Source organism: Ideonella alba (assembly GCF_018069875.1).
Lineage (GTDB): Bacteria > Pseudomonadota > Gammaproteobacteria > Burkholderiales > Burkholderiaceae_C > Ideonella > Ideonella alba.
This window is the reverse complement of record NZ_JAGQDF010000004.1, coordinates 409,271-427,129: the sequence shown is the minus strand read 5'-3', so window position 1 is coordinate 427,129 and position 17,859 is coordinate 409,271. Positions and strand designations below refer to the sequence as shown.

Annotated in this window: 17 protein-coding genes; 8 read left to right on the top strand and 9 right to left on the bottom strand. The window is 71.9% G+C overall.

Features of this window, described 5'->3' with window-relative positions:
* Positions 1–18: 18 nt before the first annotated feature.
* Positions 19–1,353 (bottom strand): S8 family peptidase, encoded by a 1,335-nt coding sequence (locus KAK07_RS09395; RefSeq protein ID WP_210857071.1) that lies wholly within the window; start codon positions 1,351–1,353, stop codon positions 19–21.
* 230 nt (positions 1,354–1,583) lie between these two features.
* On the opposite strand from KAK07_RS09395, the gene KAK07_RS09390 reads away from it, so the two are divergent.
* The 7 genes from KAK07_RS09390 (at position 1,584) to KAK07_RS09360 (ending at position 10,414) form a co-directional block, all read left to right on the top strand.
* Positions 1,584–3,269, top strand: coding sequence for a long-chain-fatty-acid--CoA ligase (locus KAK07_RS09390; RefSeq protein WP_210857072.1), 1,686 nt, complete (start codon positions 1,584–1,586; stop codon positions 3,267–3,269).
* An 85-nt stretch (positions 3,270–3,354) separates the two neighbouring features.
* Positions 3,355–3,846, top strand: coding sequence for a hypothetical protein (locus KAK07_RS09385; protein ID WP_210857073.1), 492 nt, complete (start codon positions 3,355–3,357; stop codon positions 3,844–3,846).
* A 43-nt stretch (positions 3,847–3,889) separates the two neighbouring features.
* Positions 3,890–4,621, top strand: a complete 732-nt coding sequence (locus tag KAK07_RS09380) for a 16S rRNA (uracil(1498)-N(3))-methyltransferase (protein WP_210857074.1) — start codon at positions 3,890–3,892, stop codon at positions 4,619–4,621.
* 48 nt (positions 4,622–4,669) lie between these two features.
* Positions 4,670–6,496, top strand: a complete 1,827-nt coding sequence (locus tag KAK07_RS09375) for an ABC transporter ATP-binding protein (RefSeq protein WP_210857075.1) — start codon at positions 4,670–4,672, stop codon at positions 6,494–6,496.
* Positions 6,497–6,597: 101 nt separating this feature from the next.
* On the top strand, positions 6,598–7,467 hold the full coding sequence (locus KAK07_RS09370) for a DUF4394 domain-containing protein (RefSeq protein ID WP_210857076.1): 870 nt from the start codon (positions 6,598–6,600) through the stop codon (positions 7,465–7,467).
* Positions 7,464–8,063, top strand: coding sequence for a methylamine utilization protein (locus KAK07_RS09365; RefSeq protein ID WP_210857077.1), 600 nt, complete (start codon positions 7,464–7,466; stop codon positions 8,061–8,063). Before KAK07_RS09370 ends, KAK07_RS09365 begins: the two co-directional genes overlap by 4 nt.
* Entirely contained in the window at positions 8,060–10,414 is a 2,355-nt protein-coding gene (locus KAK07_RS09360) for a putative bifunctional diguanylate cyclase/phosphodiesterase (protein ID WP_210857078.1), read from the top strand. The genes KAK07_RS09365 and KAK07_RS09360 overlap by 4 nt, the downstream gene beginning before the upstream one ends.
* On the opposite strand, the gene KAK07_RS09355 is transcribed toward KAK07_RS09360, so the two are convergent.
* The 5 genes from KAK07_RS09355 to KAK07_RS09335 all read right to left on the bottom strand — a co-directional run bounded on the left by KAK07_RS09355 (position 10,397) and on the right by KAK07_RS09335 (position 14,452).
* The gene (locus KAK07_RS09355) at positions 10,397–10,774 is read right to left on the bottom strand and encodes a thioredoxin family protein (protein WP_210857079.1); all 378 of its coding nucleotides are present in this window, start codon (positions 10,772–10,774) and stop codon (positions 10,397–10,399) included. The two genes, KAK07_RS09360 and KAK07_RS09355, sit on opposite strands and share 18 nt — an antisense overlap.
* 42 nt (positions 10,775–10,816) lie before the next feature.
* Positions 10,817–11,197 carry a rhodanese-like domain-containing protein gene (locus tag KAK07_RS09350; protein ID WP_210857080.1) on the bottom strand — a complete coding sequence of 127 codons (381 nt, stop codon included), beginning with the start codon at positions 11,195–11,197 and terminating at the stop codon, positions 10,817–10,819.
* Between the two features lie 12 nt (positions 11,198–11,209).
* Positions 11,210–12,211, bottom strand: coding sequence for an SLAC1 anion channel family protein (locus tag KAK07_RS09345; protein WP_210860407.1), 1,002 nt, complete (start codon positions 12,209–12,211; stop codon positions 11,210–11,212).
* Between the two features lie 88 nt (positions 12,212–12,299).
* Positions 12,300–13,097, bottom strand: a complete 798-nt coding sequence (locus KAK07_RS09340; RefSeq protein ID WP_210857082.1) for a sulfite exporter TauE/SafE family protein — start codon at positions 13,095–13,097, stop codon at positions 12,300–12,302.
* Positions 13,094–14,452: a DUF3422 family protein gene (locus tag KAK07_RS09335; protein ID WP_210860406.1), complete on the bottom strand. Its 1,359-nt coding sequence runs from the start codon at positions 14,450–14,452 to the stop codon at positions 13,094–13,096. Before KAK07_RS09335 ends, KAK07_RS09340 begins: the two co-directional genes overlap by 4 nt.
* A gap of 78 nt (positions 14,453–14,530) precedes the next feature.
* On the opposite strand from KAK07_RS09335, the gene KAK07_RS09330 reads away from it, so the two are divergent.
* Positions 14,531–15,142, top strand: coding sequence for an SAM-dependent methyltransferase (locus KAK07_RS09330; RefSeq protein WP_210860404.1), 612 nt, complete (start codon positions 14,531–14,533; stop codon positions 15,140–15,142).
* A gap of 20 nt (positions 15,143–15,162) precedes the next feature.
* Here the strand turns inward: KAK07_RS09330 and KAK07_RS09325 are convergent, their stop codons facing one another.
* The 3 genes from KAK07_RS09325 to gatB form a co-directional block, all read right to left on the bottom strand.
* Positions 15,163–15,651, bottom strand: coding sequence for a Spy/CpxP family protein refolding chaperone (locus tag KAK07_RS09325; protein ID WP_210860402.1), 489 nt, complete (start codon positions 15,649–15,651; stop codon positions 15,163–15,165).
* A 105-nt stretch (positions 15,652–15,756) separates the two neighbouring features.
* A complete protein-coding gene (locus KAK07_RS09320) occupies positions 15,757–16,014 on the bottom strand; it encodes an RNA-binding protein (protein ID WP_210860400.1) in 258 nt (85 codons plus the stop codon).
* 395 nt (positions 16,015–16,409) lie between these two features.
* Complete coding sequence (gene gatB / locus KAK07_RS09315; RefSeq protein WP_210860398.1) at positions 16,410–17,858, bottom strand: Asp-tRNA(Asn)/Glu-tRNA(Gln) amidotransferase subunit GatB; 1,449 nt, start codon at positions 17,856–17,858, stop codon at positions 16,410–16,412.
* Position 17,859 lies beyond the last annotated feature (1 nt).

Sequence of the window (17,859 nt, the reverse complement as noted above, 5' to 3'; positions counted from 1 at the left end):
GCGCGAGGCGCCGGCCGCTCAGGGACGCTGCACCGCCTTGGCGGCATTCAGGATGCCCGCGCCACACAGGGTGCAGGTGCCCGGGAAGGCGCGCGCGGTGCTCTGCATGCGGGCCAGCACCTGGGCCGGCGTCATCGTCGGACGGTTGGCCAGCATCAGCGCGGCCACGCCGGCCACGTGCGGCGTGGCCATCGAGGTGCCCTGGTAGTAGGCGTAGCTGTCGGCGCCCGGCGTGGACACGCCGGCGTTCAGCGTGGAGAGCACGCCGTTGGCGACGTTGCCGGTGGTGTCGCCACCCGGCGCGGCGATCTCGACCGTGGCGCCGGTGTTCGAGTACCAGGCCTTCGAACCACTGCGGTTGACCGAGGCCACCGTGATCACGTTGGCGCAGTTGGCCGGCGTGTAGTTGCCGGCATTGGAATTGTTGTTGCCCGCGGCCACGGCCACCACGGTGCCACGGCCCACGGCGTTGTTGATCGCGGTCTGCAGGCCGGCCGGGCAGGCGCCGGAGCCGCTCAGCGACATGTTGATCACCCGGGCCGGCGTCGGGTTGGCGGGCACACCGGCGACGGTGCCGCCCGAGGCCCACTCGATCGCGTCCTGGATGTCGACGAAGGTGCCGCCACCGCAGCCCAGCACGCGCACCGGCTGGATCTTCGCGCCCGGAGCGATGCCGGCCACGCCGACGCCGTTGTTGGTCACCGCAGCGATGGTGCCCGCCACGTGCGTGCCGTGCCAGCTGCTCTGGCCACCGCAGCCGTCGCCCGGGTCCAGGGCGTCGCTGTCGCGGCCATTGCCGTCATTGGCGGTGCTGGTGTTGGTGATGAAGTCGTAGCCCGGCACGATGTTGGCCACCAGGTCGGCGTGCGGACGGTAGCCGGTGTCGAGCACCGCCACCACCACGCCGGCGCCCTGCGACTTGTTGTAGGCCTTGGGCAGCTTGATGCCGGCGATGTCTTCGTAGTAGTGCCACTGGTCGTTCCAGCGCGTGTCGTTGGGCACGAGCTGGTGCGACAGGCGGATGTTGGCCTCGATGTAGGCAATCGCCGGGTTGGCGGCCTTCAGCTCCTTGGCCAGCGCCTGGGCGTCGAGGTTGGACAGCGGGCGGTCCACACGCAGGAACCGGCCTTCGATGCCGGCCAGCGACACGCCACGGGCAGCCAGCGCGGCCTGCACGCCGGCATGGCGCGCCGTCGCCTCGGCACTGGCCGTGTCGCGGAACTTGACGACGAACTCGTTCGTCATGTCGGCCTGCGCCGAGTGGACGACGGCGTTGGGGCCACCCGCCAGGGCCGGCGCGGCGATCGCCGCCAGGGCGGCGGCACAGAGCGAGGTGCGGATCAGTGCGAGCATGGGATGCCTCGTGAAGTACGACAAGAGGGTGCTGATCCTAGGCACCCGCCGCCGCCGCGAACCTCCCTAGGGTGGAGGTCTTCAGACCGTTGAAAGGTAACTCCTTGTGCCAATGCCCTGTGACAAAGGGCCGCTGGTCTAGGGAGAATCCCCGAGACGGCGCTATCGAATCCCCGGATGCCTGCGCCTGAAGCGCGCAAGGACAATCATCCATCAAGCTCGGAGAGAAGATGGATCGGATCTGGCTGAAGAACTACCCTGAAGGCGTGCCCGCCGAGATCGATGTCTCGCTCTACCCCTCGCTGGTGGCGCTGATCGACGAGAGCCTGCGCCAGCACGCCAGCCGGCCCGCCTACAAGTTCATGGGCAAGGCCTACAGCTTTGCCCAGATCGACGAGGCCTCGCGCGCCTTTGCCGCCTACCTGCAGGGCCTGGGCCTGCAGGCCGGCGACCGCGTCGCGGTGATGATGCCCAACCTGCCGCAGTACCCGGTGGCGGTGGCCGGCATCCTGCGCGCCGGGCTGGTGGTGGTGAACGTCAACCCGCTGTACACGCCGCGCGAGCTGGAGCACCAGCTGAAGGACTCGGGCGCCAAGGCCATCGTCATCGTCGAGAACTTTGCCGCCACGCTGCAGCAGGTGGCGCGCGACGTGCCCACCCGGCACGTGATCCTGGCGGCGATGGGTGACATGCTGGGCCTGGTCAAGGGCAGCATCGTCAACCATGTGGTGCGCAAGGTGAAGAAGATGGTGCCGGCCTTCGAGCTGCCGCAGGCGGTGCGCTTCAATGCCGCGCTGGCCCGCGGCCGGGGCATGACCTGGACCCCGCCGGCCACCGGCCCCGACGACATCGCGGTGCTGCAGTACACCGGCGGCACCACCGGCGTCAGCAAGGGCGCGGTGCTGCTGCACCGCAACCTGGTGGCCAACGTGCTGCAGTGCGAGGCCTGGTACCAGCCGGCGCTGCGCCTGATCCCGCCCGGCGAGCAATACACCGCGATCTGCGCGCTGCCGCTCTATCACATCTTCGGATTCAACACGAACATGATGCTGGGGCTGCGCCTGGGCGGCTGCAACATCCTGATCCCCAACCCGCGTGACGTGCCCGCGGTGCTGAAGGACCTCGCGCGCGAGCGATTCCACAGCCTGCCGGCGGTCAACACGCTGTTCGGTGCGCTGGCCAACCACGCCGATTTCGCCAGCGTCGACTGGTCGCACCTGAAGATCTCGGTGGGCGGCGGCATGGCGGTGCAGCAGGCCACGGCGCGGCTGTGGCTGGAGAAGACCGGCTGCCCGATCTGCGAGGGCTACGGCCTGTCCGAGACCAGCCCGGTGGCCACCTGCAACCCGGTCGACACCAAGGCCTTCACCGGCACCATTGGCCTGCCGGTGCCCAACACCGAGCTGGCGCTGCTGGACGACGACGGCCACGAGGTGCCCGCCGGCCAGTCCGGCGAGATCGCCATCCGCGGTCCGCAGGTGATGGCCGGCTACTGGCAGCGGCCCGACGAGACCGCCAAGGTCATGACGGCCGACGGCTATTTCCGCACCGGCGACATCGGCGTGGTGGACGAGCGCGGCTTCTTCCGCATCGTCGACCGCAAGAAGGACATGATCCTGGTCTCGGGCTTCAACGTCTACCCGAACGAGGTCGAGGACGTGATCACCCAGATGCCCGGCGTGCTCGAATGCGCCGCCGTGGGCATCCCCGACGAGAAGGCCGGCGAGGCCGTCAAGGTGGTGCTGGTCAAGAAGGATCCCGCCGTCACCGAGGCCGATGTGCGTGCCTGGTGCGAGGCCAACCTGACCGGCTACAAACGGCCCAAGCTGATCGAGTTCCGCACCGAGCTGCCCAAGACGCCGGTGGGCAAGGTGCTGCGCCGCGAGTTGCGCGACAAGCCGGCTGCACGCGCATAATGGCCCGCTGAGCTCATGGGGAGCAGCGCCAGCGCAGCGCACACAGTGAAGCGATAACGGGCAGCCACGGGCCTGACGTTGGGACATGCAAACGCGATTTGTCCGCACCACCGCGGGTCAGGACGAGATCCGCTCTCGCACGCTGGGCCTGCCGCGCCACCAGCGCAATCTGTTGCTGGTCATCTCGCCGGACAAACCGGCGGGTTTCTGGCTGTCGCAGGTCAAGGGCTGCGAGGCGGATGACCTGAGGCAACTGGTCGAGGCCGGCCTGCTCGCGCCGGCCCCGTCGCCGGCGCCCGCCCCAGCGGCGGCCGCGCCGTCGGGCGATGCCAGCGCGCCCCTGGACTTGGCCCGCCTGCGCCAGCGTTTGCGCGAAAGCAGCTACAGCCGTCTCTACGACGCGCTCAATGCCCACGGCCGCGAAACCCTGGGCCTGGTGGCCTCGTACCGCTTCGCGCTGGAACTGGAGCGCTGCGCCGGCGCGCCCGAGTTGCAGGCGCTGGCGATGGACTACCTGGACCGCATCGCCGACCACCACGGCCTGGCCTCGGTGCGCCGCCTCAGCGAACTGCTCTAGGGGCCCGCGCGGCCGCAGCGCCGCCATCGGGCACACTGGCGACATGTCCACGCGTCACCATGTCGCGCTGCCGCTGCAGGCCGGCGCCACCCTGGAACTGCCGCCCGAAGCGGCCCGCCACGTGCAGGTGCTGCGCCGCCAGCCCGGCGACACCCTGGCCCTGTTCAACGGCGACGGCCGCGAGTGGCAGGCCGAGATCACCGCGATGGGCCGGCGCGAGGTCAGCGTGCGTGTGCTGGCCGAGCGGGCCGCGCCCGACACCGAGCTGCCCTGCGCCGTCACGCTGGCGCTGGGCATGCCGGCCAACGAGCGCATGGACGCGCTGGTCGAGAAGGCCACCGAGCTGGGTGCCGCTGCGGTGCAGCCCCTGCACACCGAGCGCTCGGTGCTGCGCCTGAGCGGCGAGCGCGCCGAGCGCCGGCGTGCGCACTGGCAGGGCGTGGCCGTGGCCGCCGCCGAGCAGTGCGGCCGCCGCCGCGTGCCCGAGGTGGCGCCGGTGAACGCCCTGACCGACTGGCTGGCCGCGCTGGCCCCCGACCCGGCGCAGCAGCGACTGGTGCTGAGCCTGGCGCCCGACGCGCAGCGGCTGGCGGATCACCTGGCCGGGCGCCCGGGCCCGGTGCTGCTGCTCAGCGGCCCCGAGGGCGGCCTCAGCCCGGCCGAGGAGGCCCTGGCCCGCGGCGCCGGCTTCACCCCGGTGACGCTGGGCCCGCGCACGCTGCGCGCCGACACCGCGCCGCTGGCGGCCTTGGGCTGGATCGCGCTGCGCGGCTGAGCCGCTTCGGCTACGCTTGCGGACCTTTTTCTGCTGCACGCCCACCTCTTGTTCGCCTTCTTCGAGCGGCTGGTCCGCCCTTACCCCGACGCCATCCCGCCCGTGCCGCCGCGCGGCCTGGCCCGCTTCATCTGGGCCTGCTCCGATGGCCTGCGCGGCCACGTCGCGGCCATGGCCGCGCTGACGGCGTTGATCGGCGTCTTCGAGGCCATCCTGTTCGGCTTCATGGGCCGCATCGTCGACTGGCTGGCCGAGGTGCCGCCGGCGCAGCTGTGGGCGCAGCGCGGCGACGAGCTGCTGGCGCTGGCCGGCGTGCTGGTGGGCAGCACGGTGCTGGTGGCCGCGCAGGCGCTGCTGAAGTACCAGGCGCTCAACGGCAACTTCCCGATGCGCCTGCGCTGGAACTTCCACCGCCAGATGCTGGCGCAGAGCCTGGCCTTCTTCCAGGACGAGTTCGCCGGCCGGGTGGCCACCAAGGTCATGCAGACCGCGCTGGCGGTGCGCGACGTGGTGATGCTGCTGACCGACATCCTGGTCTTCATCATCATCTACTTCGCCACCATGCTGACGCTGGTGGGCAGCTTCGACACCACGCTGCTGTGGCCTTTCGGCATCTGGCTGCTGTGCTACCTGGCGGCGCTGCGCTGGTTCGTGCCGCGCCTGGCCAAGGTGGGGCAGGTGCAGGCCGACGCGCGCTCGCTGATGACCGGGCGCATCACCGACGCCTACACCAACATCACCACCGTCAAGCTGTTCTCGCACGCCCAGCGCGAGTCGGGCTATGCGCGCAGCGCGATGCACGAGTTCATGGGCACGGTGCACCAGCAGATGCGCATGGTCACCGCGCTGGAGTTGGTGATCCACGCGCTCAGCGTGGGCCTGGTGCTGGGCACCACCGGCAGCGCGCTGTGGCTGTGGTCCCAGGGCCAGGTGGGCGTGGGCGCGGTGGCGGCGGCCACCGCGATGGCGCTGCGCCTGAACGGCATCTCGCACTGGATCATGTGGGAGATGGCCAGCCTGTTCGAGAACATCGGCACCGTGCAGGACGGCCTGAACACCCTGACGCGCGCGCCCACCGTGGTCGACCGCGCCGACGCGAAGCCGCTGCAGGTGCCGCACGGCGAGGTGGTGTTCGACCACCTGGTCTTCGGCTATGGCGCCAGCAAGCGCGTGATCGACGACCTGTCGCTGACCATCCGCCCCGGCGAGAAGATCGGCCTGGTGGGCCGCTCGGGCGCCGGCAAGTCGACGCTGGTGAACCTGCTGCTGCGCTTTCATGACCTGGCCGGCGGGCGCATCCTCGTGGACGGCCAGGACATCGCCCAGGTCAGCCAGGAAAGCCTGCGCGCCCAGGTGGGCATGGTCACCCAGGACACCTCGCTGCTGCACCGCTCGGTGCGCGACAACCTGCTCTACGGCCGCCCCGACGCCGACGATGCGGCGATGATCGCCGCCGCCCGTCGCGCCGAGGCGCACGAGTTCATCCAGGGCCTGACCGACCCCAAGGGCCGCAGCGGCTACGACGCCCATGTGGGCGAGCGCGGCGTCAAGCTCAGCGGCGGACAGCGCCAGCGCATCGCGATCGCCCGGGTGATGCTCAAGGACGCGCCCATCCTGCTGCTGGACGAGGCCACCAGCGCGCTGGACAGCGAGGTTGAGGCCGCGATCCAGGACAGCCTGTACCGGCTGATGGAGGGCAAGACCGTGGTCGCCATCGCCCACCGCCTGTCCACCATCGCGGCCATGGACCGGCTGGTGGTGATGGACGCCGGGCGCATCGTCGAGCAGGGCACGCATGCCGAGCTGCTGGCCGCCGGCGGCCTGTATGCGCGCCTGTGGGCCCACCAGAGTGGCGGATTCCTCGGCGAGGAGTGACCGACGCCACAGGCCACCCTCAAGACCCCGGCGCCGATGCCGACACCAGAAGGTCCAGCCCCACAGCGCTGTGTTACTTTCAGTCACATCAAGGACCCGCCATGCCGCTGCGCCTGCTCCCGACCCTCGCCGCACTCGCCGCCCTGGCGCTGGGTGGCTGCAGCCTGCTGCCGATCCCGGCCACGCCGCCGGCCGCCAGCGGGGGCAGCGGCGGCGAGTTCGTGCGAGCGCTGACCCCTGACCATCGCCTGCTGGGCTTTGCCGCCGCCGCACCGCAGACCCTGGTCAGCCAGTGCGCGATCAGCGGCCTGAAGCCGGGCGAGCAGCTGCTGGGCATCGACTACCGCGTGGCGCGTGGCCAGCTCTATGCGCTGGGCCGCAGCGGCCAGCTCTACACCATCGACACCGCCCAGTGCGCGGCCAGCCCGGTGGGCACGGGCATCGGCTGGCCGCTGCTGGGCGCGCGCGTGGGCATCGACTTCAACCCCACGGTCGACCGCCTGCGCGTGGTCACCGAGGCCGGCCAGAACCTGCGCGTGCACCCCGACACCGGCCGTGTCGTCGACGGCGCCCCCGACACGCTGCTGGGCTACGTCAACACCGATCCGCACGCCGGCCACACAGTGCGCGTGGTGGCCGCCGGTTACACCTACAACAAGGACAACGAGAAGGTCACCACCAACTACGCGATCGACCTGGGTCTGGCGCAGCTGGTGATGATGGGCTCGCACGAGAGCAAGGTGCCGCCGGTCTCGCCCAACACCGGCCGGGTGATGAGCGTCGGCCCGCTGGGCGTGGACGGCGTGGTCGAGGCCGACCTGGACATCTCCGACCTGAAGAACCAGCCGCTGGCGATGCTGCGCACCGACCAGAGCCGCCTCTACCGCATCGACCTGACCACCGGCCGCGCCACGCTGATCGGCCCGATCGGCGACGGCGGTCCGATCCGCAGCATCGCGATCGAACCATGAGGTGCGCCGCCACGCTGCTGCTGACCGCCGCGGTCCTGACGGACGCGGCGACGGCGGCCAGCGTGCGCGTGACGGTGCTGAACCCGGCCGGCACGCTGCTGTCGGACGCGGTGGTGATGCTCGAATCCACCACCGGGCGCACCGCGCCCAGGCCGCTGGCCAGTGCCGAGGTGGGCCAGCAGGACAAGCGCTTCCAGCCGCAGGTGGCGGTGGTGCCGGTGGGCACGCGGGTGGACTTTCCCAACCGCGACACGGTGCGCCACCATGTCTACTCGGTGTCCGAATCCAAGCGCTTCGAGATCAAGCTCTATGTCGGCCGCCCCGAGAAGCCGGTGCTGTTCGACAAGCCCGGCGTGGTGGTGCTGGGCTGCAACATCCACGACAGCATGATCGGCTGGATCGTGGTGGCCGACACGCCCTGGTACGGCCGCAGCGGGCCCGATGGCGTGGTGCAGATCGCCGACGTGCCGCCAGGCAGCTACCGGCTGCGCACCTGGCATCCGGTGCTGCCGGCGGGCAGCATGGGCGTCGAGCAGCCGCTGGCCGTGGCCGGTGACACCGAGATGTCGGTGCGCCTGACGGGAGCCGCGCGGTGAAGTCGCGGCCGTTCTGGCGCAGCCTGGGCGGGCGCATCGTGCTGGTCTTCGTCGCGCTGCTGCTGGCGGTGCAGGGCGTGTCGCTGCTGCTGACCCGCCTGGGCATCGAGCGCAGCGCGCGCGGGCTGATCGACGTGCGGCTGTCGCACGGCGAGGCCCTGCTGCGCGAGCAGCTGAGCCAGCGCGGCGAGCTGCTGCAGGCCGCCGCGGCCACGGTGGGCGCCGACTACGGCCTGCTGTCGACGCTGCAGGGCGAGGTGGATGCCGACACCGTGCGCTCGGCGCTGGAAGACAAGCTGGGCCGCCTGCGGCCGGCGCGCCTGGCCGCGGTGCTGGACCGCCAGGGCCGCCTGCTGGCGGCGGTGGGGCCGCAGGCCGCCGCGCTGGCCCAGCAGGCCGCACGCCTGGACGACGGGCGCTGGCAAGAGGCCCGCCTGGTGCGGCTGGGCGAGCTGCCCTCGCAGGTGGTGAAGGTGCCGATCGGTCAGCGCGGCGAAGCGCCCAGCGGCTGGCTGCTGGCCGCCGTGCCGCTGGCCGACCTGCTGCCCGAGCTGGCCCGCCTGGCCCAGGCCGAGCTGAGCCTGATCGGCCCGCAGCAGGTGCTGGCCAGCACGCTCAGCCCGGCCCGCGGCACGGCTGCGCTGGCGCCGCTGCTGCGGGTCGGCCCGGCGGCGCAGGAGCTGACGCTGTCGGGCGCTGCCCTCGAGGTGCGCCGCGTCGAGCTGCCGGCGCTGGGTGACACGGCGGTGCCGATGGTGCTGTCGCTGTCGATCGACGAGGCGGTGCGCCCCTACGAGGGCCTGCAGGGCAGTCTGCTGCTGGTCAGCGGCCTGGGCCTGGGCCTGTTCGCGCTGGGCAGTCTGCTGACGGCGCGCCGCCTGACCGCGCCGATGCAGGGCCTGGTCGATGCGACACGCCGCCTGGGCCGCGGCGACTACGCCACGCCGGTGGCGGCCGTGGCCAGCGACGACGAGATGGCCGAGCTGGCCCAGGCCTTCGAGGGCATGCGCCAGGGCATTGCCGAGCGCACCGAACACATCCGCCAGCTGGCCTTCTGGGACACGCTGACCGGCCTGCCCAACCGCAGCCAGTTCGAGGACGAGGCCGGGCGCCTGCTGCCGGGCGACGGCGGCGCGGCGCTGCTGATGCTCAACATCGACCGCCTGGAGCGCGTCAACCAGGTGCTGGGCCGCGCGGCCGGCGACCAGGTGCTGCGCCAGGTGGCCCAGCGTCTGCGCGCGCTGGCGCTGGACCTGCCCGAGCGCCACCCGCTGGTGGCCCGGCTGGGGGGCGACGAGTTCGCGCTGCTGCTGCCCGGCGCCGACCTGGCCCGCGCGCGCGAGGTGGCGCGCCTGGTGCAGCGCCAGCTGACCGAGCAGGCGCTGGTGCTGGACGGCTCCACGGTGGACCTGTCGGCCGGCATCGGCATCGCGGTGGCGCCGCTGCACGCCGCCGACACCGAGACCCTGCTCGCGCGGGCCTTGCTGGCGCTGACCGAATGCAAGCGCCGCACCGCCGGCATGCTGGTCTACGACCCGTCCATCGACGCCGGCAGCGCCCAGACGCTGTCGCTGCTGGGCGAGCTGCGCCAGGCGATCCGCGGCCAGGAGCTGCGCCTGTACCTGCAGCCCAAGCTGCGCCTGGGCGACGACCAGGTGGTGGCGGCCGAGGCCCTGGTGCGCTGGCAGCACCCGCAGCGCGGCCTGGTGCCGCCGGTGCAGTTCATTCCCTTCGCTGAAGAGACCGGCTTCATCCACGAGCTGACGCTGTGGGTGGTCGACGAGGCGGCGCGCCAGGCGGCGCTGCTGCGCGCCCAGGGCCTGTCGCCGCGCATCTCGGTCAACCTGTCGGCGCACGACCTGATGAAGCCCGAGCTGCAGCAGCGCCTGCGCACCGCGCTGCAGCGCCATGGCGCCGAGCCGTCCTGGCTGTGCCTGGAGATCACCGAGAGCGCGATCGCCCACGACCCGCAGCGCGCGCTGCAGACCCTGCATGCGCTCAAGGCCGAGGGCTTCCGGCTGTCGATCGACGACTTCGGTGCCGGCCAGACCTCGCTGGCGCAGCTGATCGACCTGCCGGTGGATGAGCTGAAGCTGGACATGCTGTTCGTGCGCACCATGGACCAGGACGCCGACAAGGCCTCGATGGTGGGCGCGCTGGTGCGCATGGGCCACGACCTGCGCCTGAGCGTGGTGGCCGAGGGCGTGGAGAACGCCGCCATCCTGCAACGCCTGCGCGCGCTGGGATGCGACGAGGCCCAGGGCTGGCACATCGGCAAGCCGATGCCGGCCGAGGAGCTGCCGTCCTGGTTGCAGGCGCGGGCGCTGCTGGCCTCAGTCCAGCGCGCCTGAGTGCTGGAGCGCCAGCACGGCGCGCGCCAGCACCTGGCTGCCGGCGTCGCTCAATCGCGGCAGTGCGGCGCGCGCGGCCTCGGCCAGCATCCGCTCGACCACCGCCGCATGCGGCAGCACGGTGCCGAAAAAGCGCGGCGTGCCGTCCTGCACCAGCAGCAGCGTCGGGAAGTTCTGGATGTCGGGGGCGTGGCCGTCATCGTCCTCCAGCGCATCGGCATGGTCCTCGATGTCGACCCAGACGAAGCGGGCCTGCGGATGGCGATCGGCCAGCGCGTCAAAGGTGGCACGGTAGGCGTCGCAGGTGGTGCACCAGCCGGCGCACAGGCAGGCCACGAGCAGTTGCGGGGCGGCGGTCATGCCGCGCAGTGTGCCGCAGCTTCAAGGCCCCCACTGTGCGCCTCAGCCGAAGTTGGGCTGTTCGGGCTTGGCGACCGGCTGTCCGGCGGCCACCCAGGCATCAAAGCCGCCGGCGATCGAGCGCACGTTGAGGTAGCCCATCTCCTGCATCGCCACCGCTGCCAGCGCGGCGCGGCCGCTGGTCTTGCAGTACAGCAGCACCTTCAGGTCGCGGGCCTGCAGCGCCGGGTTGCTGCTGAGCTTGAACTCCAGCAGGCCGCGCGAGGCGTGGATCGCACCGGGGATGTGGCCCGCGGCGAACTCGGACTCCTCGCGCACATCGATCAGCACGTCGGCCTCGCGCAGCGCGGCGGGCGCCTCGACGGCGGAGACTTCGCTGACCCGTGCCTTGGCGGCCATCACCAGGTCCATGGCGTTCTTCATCGGGGGGGCTCCTCAGGCGGCAGTGACGGGAATGATCGGGGCCACCGGCTCGGGCGCCAGCAGCGTGCCATCGCGCAGGCCGCGCACCGTGCCCATGGCCAGGCCCAGGATGATGATGCTGGTCAGCGCCAGCAGCACCGGGCCGGCCACGGCCATCGGGCTGCCCACCTCGGCCAGGCGCAGCGTCAGCGAGGTGAAGGCCGCCAGCGGGAAGCTCATGCCCCAGTGCGGCAGCGCGAACGGCAGGTTGCGGATGCGCCCGGCCAGCGCATAGCCGACCCAGGCGAAGGTGAAGGCCGCCATCCCCCAGCAGGCCCAGGCCACGCTGCCGGAACCTCCCAGTTGCAGCACACCCAGCCCGGCCAGTGCCGGCGGCGCGATCAGGATGAAGGCGGTGGGCAGCAGGCGCTCGGGCACCGGACCCTGCACCACCAGCCGAACCAGCAGCAGCACCAGCACCACCGGCCAGAACAGCAGGCCGATGCCGAACTGCGCCGCGGCCCAGTGCTCGTGGCCCAGCGGCACGCCGCCCAGCGGCGCAATGATGTTGCCCACCACCGGGATGAACAGCGCCGGCGTCACCGCCATCCAGCTCAGGCCGCCCTGGGCGGCGGGCGTCCACCAGCGCGCCATCACCCACAGCGTGGTGGCCAGCTGGCCCAGCGAGCCGGCCCACCACAGCGCGCTGACCAGCGGATGCTGCACGCCCAGCTGGGCCGCCAGCGAGCCCAGCAGCATCGCCGAGACCGGCAGGGTGGCGATGAAGGCATGGCGCACCGGGTGCCTGCGGTCCTCGGCCCAGGCCTCGGGGTGGCGCTGGCCGCGCTGCACCGTGAAGACCAGCAACGTGACAAACACCAGCGCCGCCAGGCTGCCCACCACCAGCGCAAAGCCGGTGGCCATCTCGCCCATCAATGGCGCGGCGCGCAGCCAGGCCAGGGCCAGACCGGTCAGGCCCATCGGGATCGCGTACCAGCCGGGCTGGAGGAACTTCAGGGGAGTGGGATGCGCCATGGGGGAGGGGGAAGAGCGGCCTGCAGCCGGTGATTGTGCGGCGACGGTGAAGGCCTTGCAGCCGCCTGGGATGATACCCGGTTGGGTATCAGCGCAGCAGCACCCGCGCCAGCAGCAGCAGCGCCACCACCACGCACACCGCGGCGAACAGCCGGCGCAGCGTGCGCGAGGGCAACTGCCCCGCCACGCGCCGGCCCAGCAGCAGCGCGACGATCGCCGAGCCGCTGAACACGCCGGCCTGCAGCCCATCGAGCTGGCCGAACTGCAAGGCCCCGGCCAGTCCGCCCACCGCCGACAGCGCCACCGCGCCCAGCGAGGTGGTGGTGATGCTGCGCGTGTCCAGGTCGGTGGCCCGCGTGAGCGCCGGCACGATGACGAATCCGCCACCCACGCCCAGCAGTCCGCCGACCAGGCCCACCGCCACACCCGTGGTGGCCAGCACCCACGCGCAGGGCGCGGTCCAGTGCAGGCGGCCCTCGTCGGGGTTGACGCGGCAGGGCCGGCCGTCGAGGGCCTCGCTGCCGTCGCGCACCGGGTCGCGCCGCGCCATGCGGCGCGCCGTCAGCAACATCACCCCCGCAAAGCCCAGCAGCAGTGGCTCGGGAGGCAGGCGCTGCGCCAGCCAGACGCCCAGCGGCGCGGTCAGCAGCCCCAGGCCGCCGACCAGCGCGGCGGCGCGGTAGCGCAGCACGCCCTCGCGCCAGCCCAGCCAGGCGCCGGTGCCGGCCGCCACGCCCACCGCCAGCAGCGCCAGCGGCGCCGCCTGCTGCACGCTCAGGCCGGTGGCAAACACCAGCAGCGGCACTGCCAGCACGCCACCGCCGGCGCCGGTCAGCGCCAGCACGGCGCCGACCACGGCGCCCACCAGGGCCAGCGTGCCGGTCAATGCGCGTCGCCCATCAGCCGGGCATGGACGCGCTGCGTGGCCTTCCAGACCACCCACAGCACCAGCGGGATCAGCGCGCCCGCCGCCATCTCGGGGTTGATCGGCAGGCCCAGCGACTTCAGCGCCTTGCCACCGTAGAGCAGCAGACTGACCACGTAGTACGAGATGGCCGCGATCGACAGGCCCTCCACCGTGGACTGCAGGTTCAGCTGCAGCTGCTGCCCGCGGGTGAGCTTGGCCAGCAGCTGCTGGTTCTGCGTCTCGGTGGCGATGTCCACGCGGGTGCGCAGCAAGGCGCTGACGCGCTCGGTGCGCTGGCTCAGCGAGGCCAGGCGGCCGGCGGTGGCCGCCACGGTGGCCATCGCCGGTGACAGGCGGCGCTGCATGAACTCGCCGATCGTCTGCGTGCCCGGGATGGGCCGCTCGCGCAGCTCGGCGATGCGCTGGCGCACCAGCGCGTCGTAGGCCTGGGTGGCCGAGAAGCGAAAGGCGTGCTCGGCGGTGGCCCGCTCGATGCGGGCGGCGACGTGGATCAGCGCGTCCAGCAGCTCGGCCTCAGAGGCACTGCGCGCCTCCAGCCGGGCGGTGACCGAGGCCAGCTCGTCCTCGCTGCCGGCCAGCAGCGGCGCCAGCTCCTTGGCCAGCGGCAGGCCGCGCAGCGCCATCAGGCGGTAGATCTCCAGCTCCAGCAGGCGCTGCGAGATGCGGCCGGCGCGCGTCTCGCTGGTGCCCGGCGGAGCGATCACCAGCATGCGCTCGAAGCCGTCATCGGTGCGGCGGAAGTTGGTGATGGCGATCGAGTGGCCGTTGCCGGCCTCGCCATTGCCCATCAGCGAGGCCACCACGGTCTTGCCGCCGAACCAGCGCTGGCCCAGCGCCAGCGCCGCGTGCGGGTCCTCGATCGGGTGGTTCACCATCACCAGCTGCACCGCGGCCACGGTGCGGCCGGGAATCGCCTGCCACCAGTCGGTGGCGAGGCGCAGCCCGGGCAGCAGCGCCGGCTGCACCGCGCCCAGGGCTGCGTCGTCGGGCAGCGGCTGCACCAGTGCGTAGCGGGTGAACTCGGTGTGGCGCTCCCACTTCAGCGTGTGGTCGGCAAAACGCAGGCGCAGGAAGTTGCCCGCCAGGTCGGCCGGTGTCAGGTGGGCATGGCCGGGCAGGCGCTGCAGGTGGGCGCACTCGTCGTCGCGACTGACGCCCTTGTTGAGCACCGCAACGAAGACCACCAGCGCCGGCAGGCGGATGCGCGCCGAGGGGCGGGCATGCACCTCGTCGTGCAGCACGGCGCGCAGCGGGTCGTCGGGCGGCAAGGCGCGCGGGGCGCGGTCGGCGTCGGCTTCAGGGGTGTTGCTCATGGGCAATGCGGCGCAGCAGGCGGATTGGTGCGCAGTATGACCCGACAATGCCCGCTGGACCGATCAGCCGCGCACGCCATGAAAGACCAGTGGAACGACCGCTTCGCCGCCCCCGGCCACAAGTACGGCACCGAGCCGAACGCCTTCCTGCGCCGACAGGCCGCGCTGCTGGCCCCGCACTCGCAGGTGCTGGTGCCGGGCGACGGCGAGGGCCGCAACGGCGTGTGGCTGGCCACCCAGGGCCACCAGGTGCTGGCGCTGGACTACGCCGAGAACGGCCTGGCCAAGGCCCGGGCCCTGGCCGCCGAGCGTGGCGTGGCGCGGCGCTACGAGGCGCGCTGGGCCGACCTGTCCGCCTGGACCCCGCCTGAACAACGCTTCGACGCGCTGGTGCTGGTCTACTGCCACCTGCCCTCGGCCGTGCGGCGCGTGGCGCATGCGCAGCTGGCCGGGCTGCTGTCACCCGGCGGCTGGTGCATCGTCGAGGGCTTCCACCCGGGCCAGCTGCAGGGCTACACCAGCGGCGGACCCAAGGACCCGGACATGCTGCTGACGCTGGCCGACCTGCGCGCCGAGATGGGCGATGTGCTCGACGAGATCGAGGCCTTCGAGGGCGAGGTGCCGCTGTTCGAAGGCACCGGGCACCAGGGCCCGGGCTTCGTCACGCGCTGGGTGGCGCGGCGGCGCTGAGGCGCCACCGGTGCGCCGGGTCAGCGACCCGGGCCGCGCGGCGGGCGGCTGCCAGGGGCCTCGCGGTCGAACACGGCGCGCTGCTCGGTGCTGAGCACCGCGTACAGCGCCGTCATGGCCGGCTGGCCGGCCTCGAGCGCGGCGGTGCGGCGCTTGAGCGCCGCGATATGCGCCGCCAGGCGGTCGGGGGCGGTGGCGCTGCCGGCCAGCTTGTCCATCTCGTCGCGCTCGGCGCGGGCCGCCTTGGCCTGTTCCGCCACCTGGGCGGCAAAGGCCGTCCAGGCCGATTCCTGGCCGGCTTGCAGCTTCAGATCGGCCTTCAGGCGCTCCAGGTGCCGGGCCGCATGCTCGGCCGGATCGCCGTTCATGCGGGCGTGCTGGGCGCGTGCGGCCTGGCCGTCACATGGGCGGCCAGCGTCGGGACAGCCGGGCGCGGCCAGCGCGGCGCCGGCCAGGCACAGGGCGAACAGGCCGGCGGCACCAGCCTTGAATGCGGGGGAGCGAAGCATGGTGGTTCCTTTCGAGTTCAACGGGCCGATCGGCACCGTCCAAACCTATTCCAACCGGGCGATGTCAAGCCCGTGTGTCTCGCGCGCTTCGCTGGTTGCGCCAGGTCAATGCAGCGGTCGTCGGCTGAGCCAGGTCCACAGCCGGTGGCCCTGGATGCTGCGCCCGCCCACCCGCTGACGCAGTCGCTCGGCCAAGCGCAGGTCGGTGCCGATGCGGACCACCACCACCGATTCACCCGGCCCGCCCGCCGACTCATGCACGTCCAGCCGCGCTACCCCGCACGGCGCCAGCAACTCCTCCAGCACCTGCCGGTCCAGACCGCTGGGCACCCCGCCCACGATCAAGCGCCACGTCGCACCCATCACGAACCTCCCTGGTCATGAAGCTTCGGGCCCGGACTGCACCCGCAACCCGGCCATGGCCTCGTATCGGCCGCGGAGGCGGATGGTTCAGTGCGCGCGTCTGTGGTGGGTCAAAGAAACGTTGATCGACCGCTTGCTGCCCACAGCGGCCGTTGGCCGCTGTGGGCAGAGCCCTATTCCGTTGAGCTCCCCCCAGCCCCCCTCCAAGAAGGGGGCTCCAGCATGAGCTTCGGGCCGGCCTGCCGGCCGGCGTGGCGCTGGCACGCTTGGCGCACCACCTTTTGTGGTTCTGACTGGAGCCACCCTCTTGGAGGGGGGCTGGGGGGAGCCCAACGTTCGGGGCCTTGGCCCACAGCGGCCAACGGCCGCTGTGGGCAGCAAGCCGCCGTCCGCGTTCAGTTGAGCTTGGCCTTCAGCAGCTCGCTGGCCTGCGCCGGGTTGGCCTTGCCCTTGGAGGCCTTCATGACCTGGCCGACCAGGGCGTTGAAGGCTTTGTCCTTGCCGGCCTTGTACTCCTCGACCGACTTCGGGTTGGCGGCGATGACCTCGGCGACGATGGCTTCGAGCGCGCCGGTGTCGTTCATCTGCTTCAGGCCCTTGGCCTCGATGATCGCGTCGACGTCCGTGCCCTCGCCGGTCCACAGTGCCTCGAACACCTGCTTGGCGGCGTTGTTGCTGATCGTGCCGTCCTGGATGCGGCTGATCAGCGCGGCCAGCGTGGCGGGGGCCACCGGGGCGTCGGCGATGTCGCGGCCTTCGGTGTTCAGGCGCTTGCTCACCTCTCCCATCAGCCAGTTGGCCACCAGTTTGGGCTGGCGGCAGGCGTCGCGCGCGGCCTCGTAGTAGCGGGCGAAGGCCAGGCTCTGCGTCATCATCGTCGCGTCGTAGGCCGGCAGGCCGTCCTGGGCGACGAAGCGTTCGGCCATCGCGCGGGGCAGCTCGGGCATCTCGCCCTTCACACGCTCCACCCACTCTGAGGCAATCACCAGCGGCGGCAGGTCGGGGTCGGGGAAGTAGCGGTAGTCGGCCGAGTCCTCCTTGCTGCGCATCGCCCGGGTCTCGCCCTTGTCGGGGTTGTAGAGCACCGTGGCCTGCTGGATGCTGCGGCCGTCCTCGATCTCGTCGATCTGCCAGTTGACCTCGTAGTTGACCGCATCCACCAGGAAGCGGAAGCTGTTGAGGTTCTTGATCTCGCGCCGCGTGCCGTAGGGCGCGCCGGGCTTGCGCACCGACACGTTCACGTCGCAGCGGAACGAGCCCTCCTGCATGTTGCCGTCGCAGATGCCCAGCCACATCACCAGCGCGTGCAGTGTGCGTGCGTACTCCACCGCCTCCTGGGCCGAGCGCATGTCGGGCTCGGAGACGATCTCCAGCAGCGGCGTGCCGGCGCGGTTCAGGTCGATCCCCGACTGGCCGTGGAAGTCCTCGTGCAGGCTCTTGCCCGCGTCCTCTTCCAGGTGGGCGCGCGTCAGGCGGACCGTCTTCTTCGTCTCGCCGACGAAGAACTCGACGTGGCCGCCCTGCACCACCGGGATCTCGAACTGGCTGATCTGGTAGCCCTTGGGCAGGTCGGGGTAGAAGTAGTTCTTGCGGGCAAAGATGCTGAGTGGCGCCACCTTGGCGCCCACCGCCAGGCCGAAGCGGATGGCCCGCTCCACCGCGGCGCGGTTGAGCACCGGCAGCGTGCCGGGCAGCGCCAGATCGACCGGGCTGGCCTGGGTGTTGGGCTCGGCGCCGAAGGCGGTGGCGCTGCCGCTGAAGATCTTGGACTGGGTGGACAGCTGGACGTGGTTCTCCAGGCCGATCACGACCTCGTAGCCACGCACGAGTTGGGGCGTTGTCATC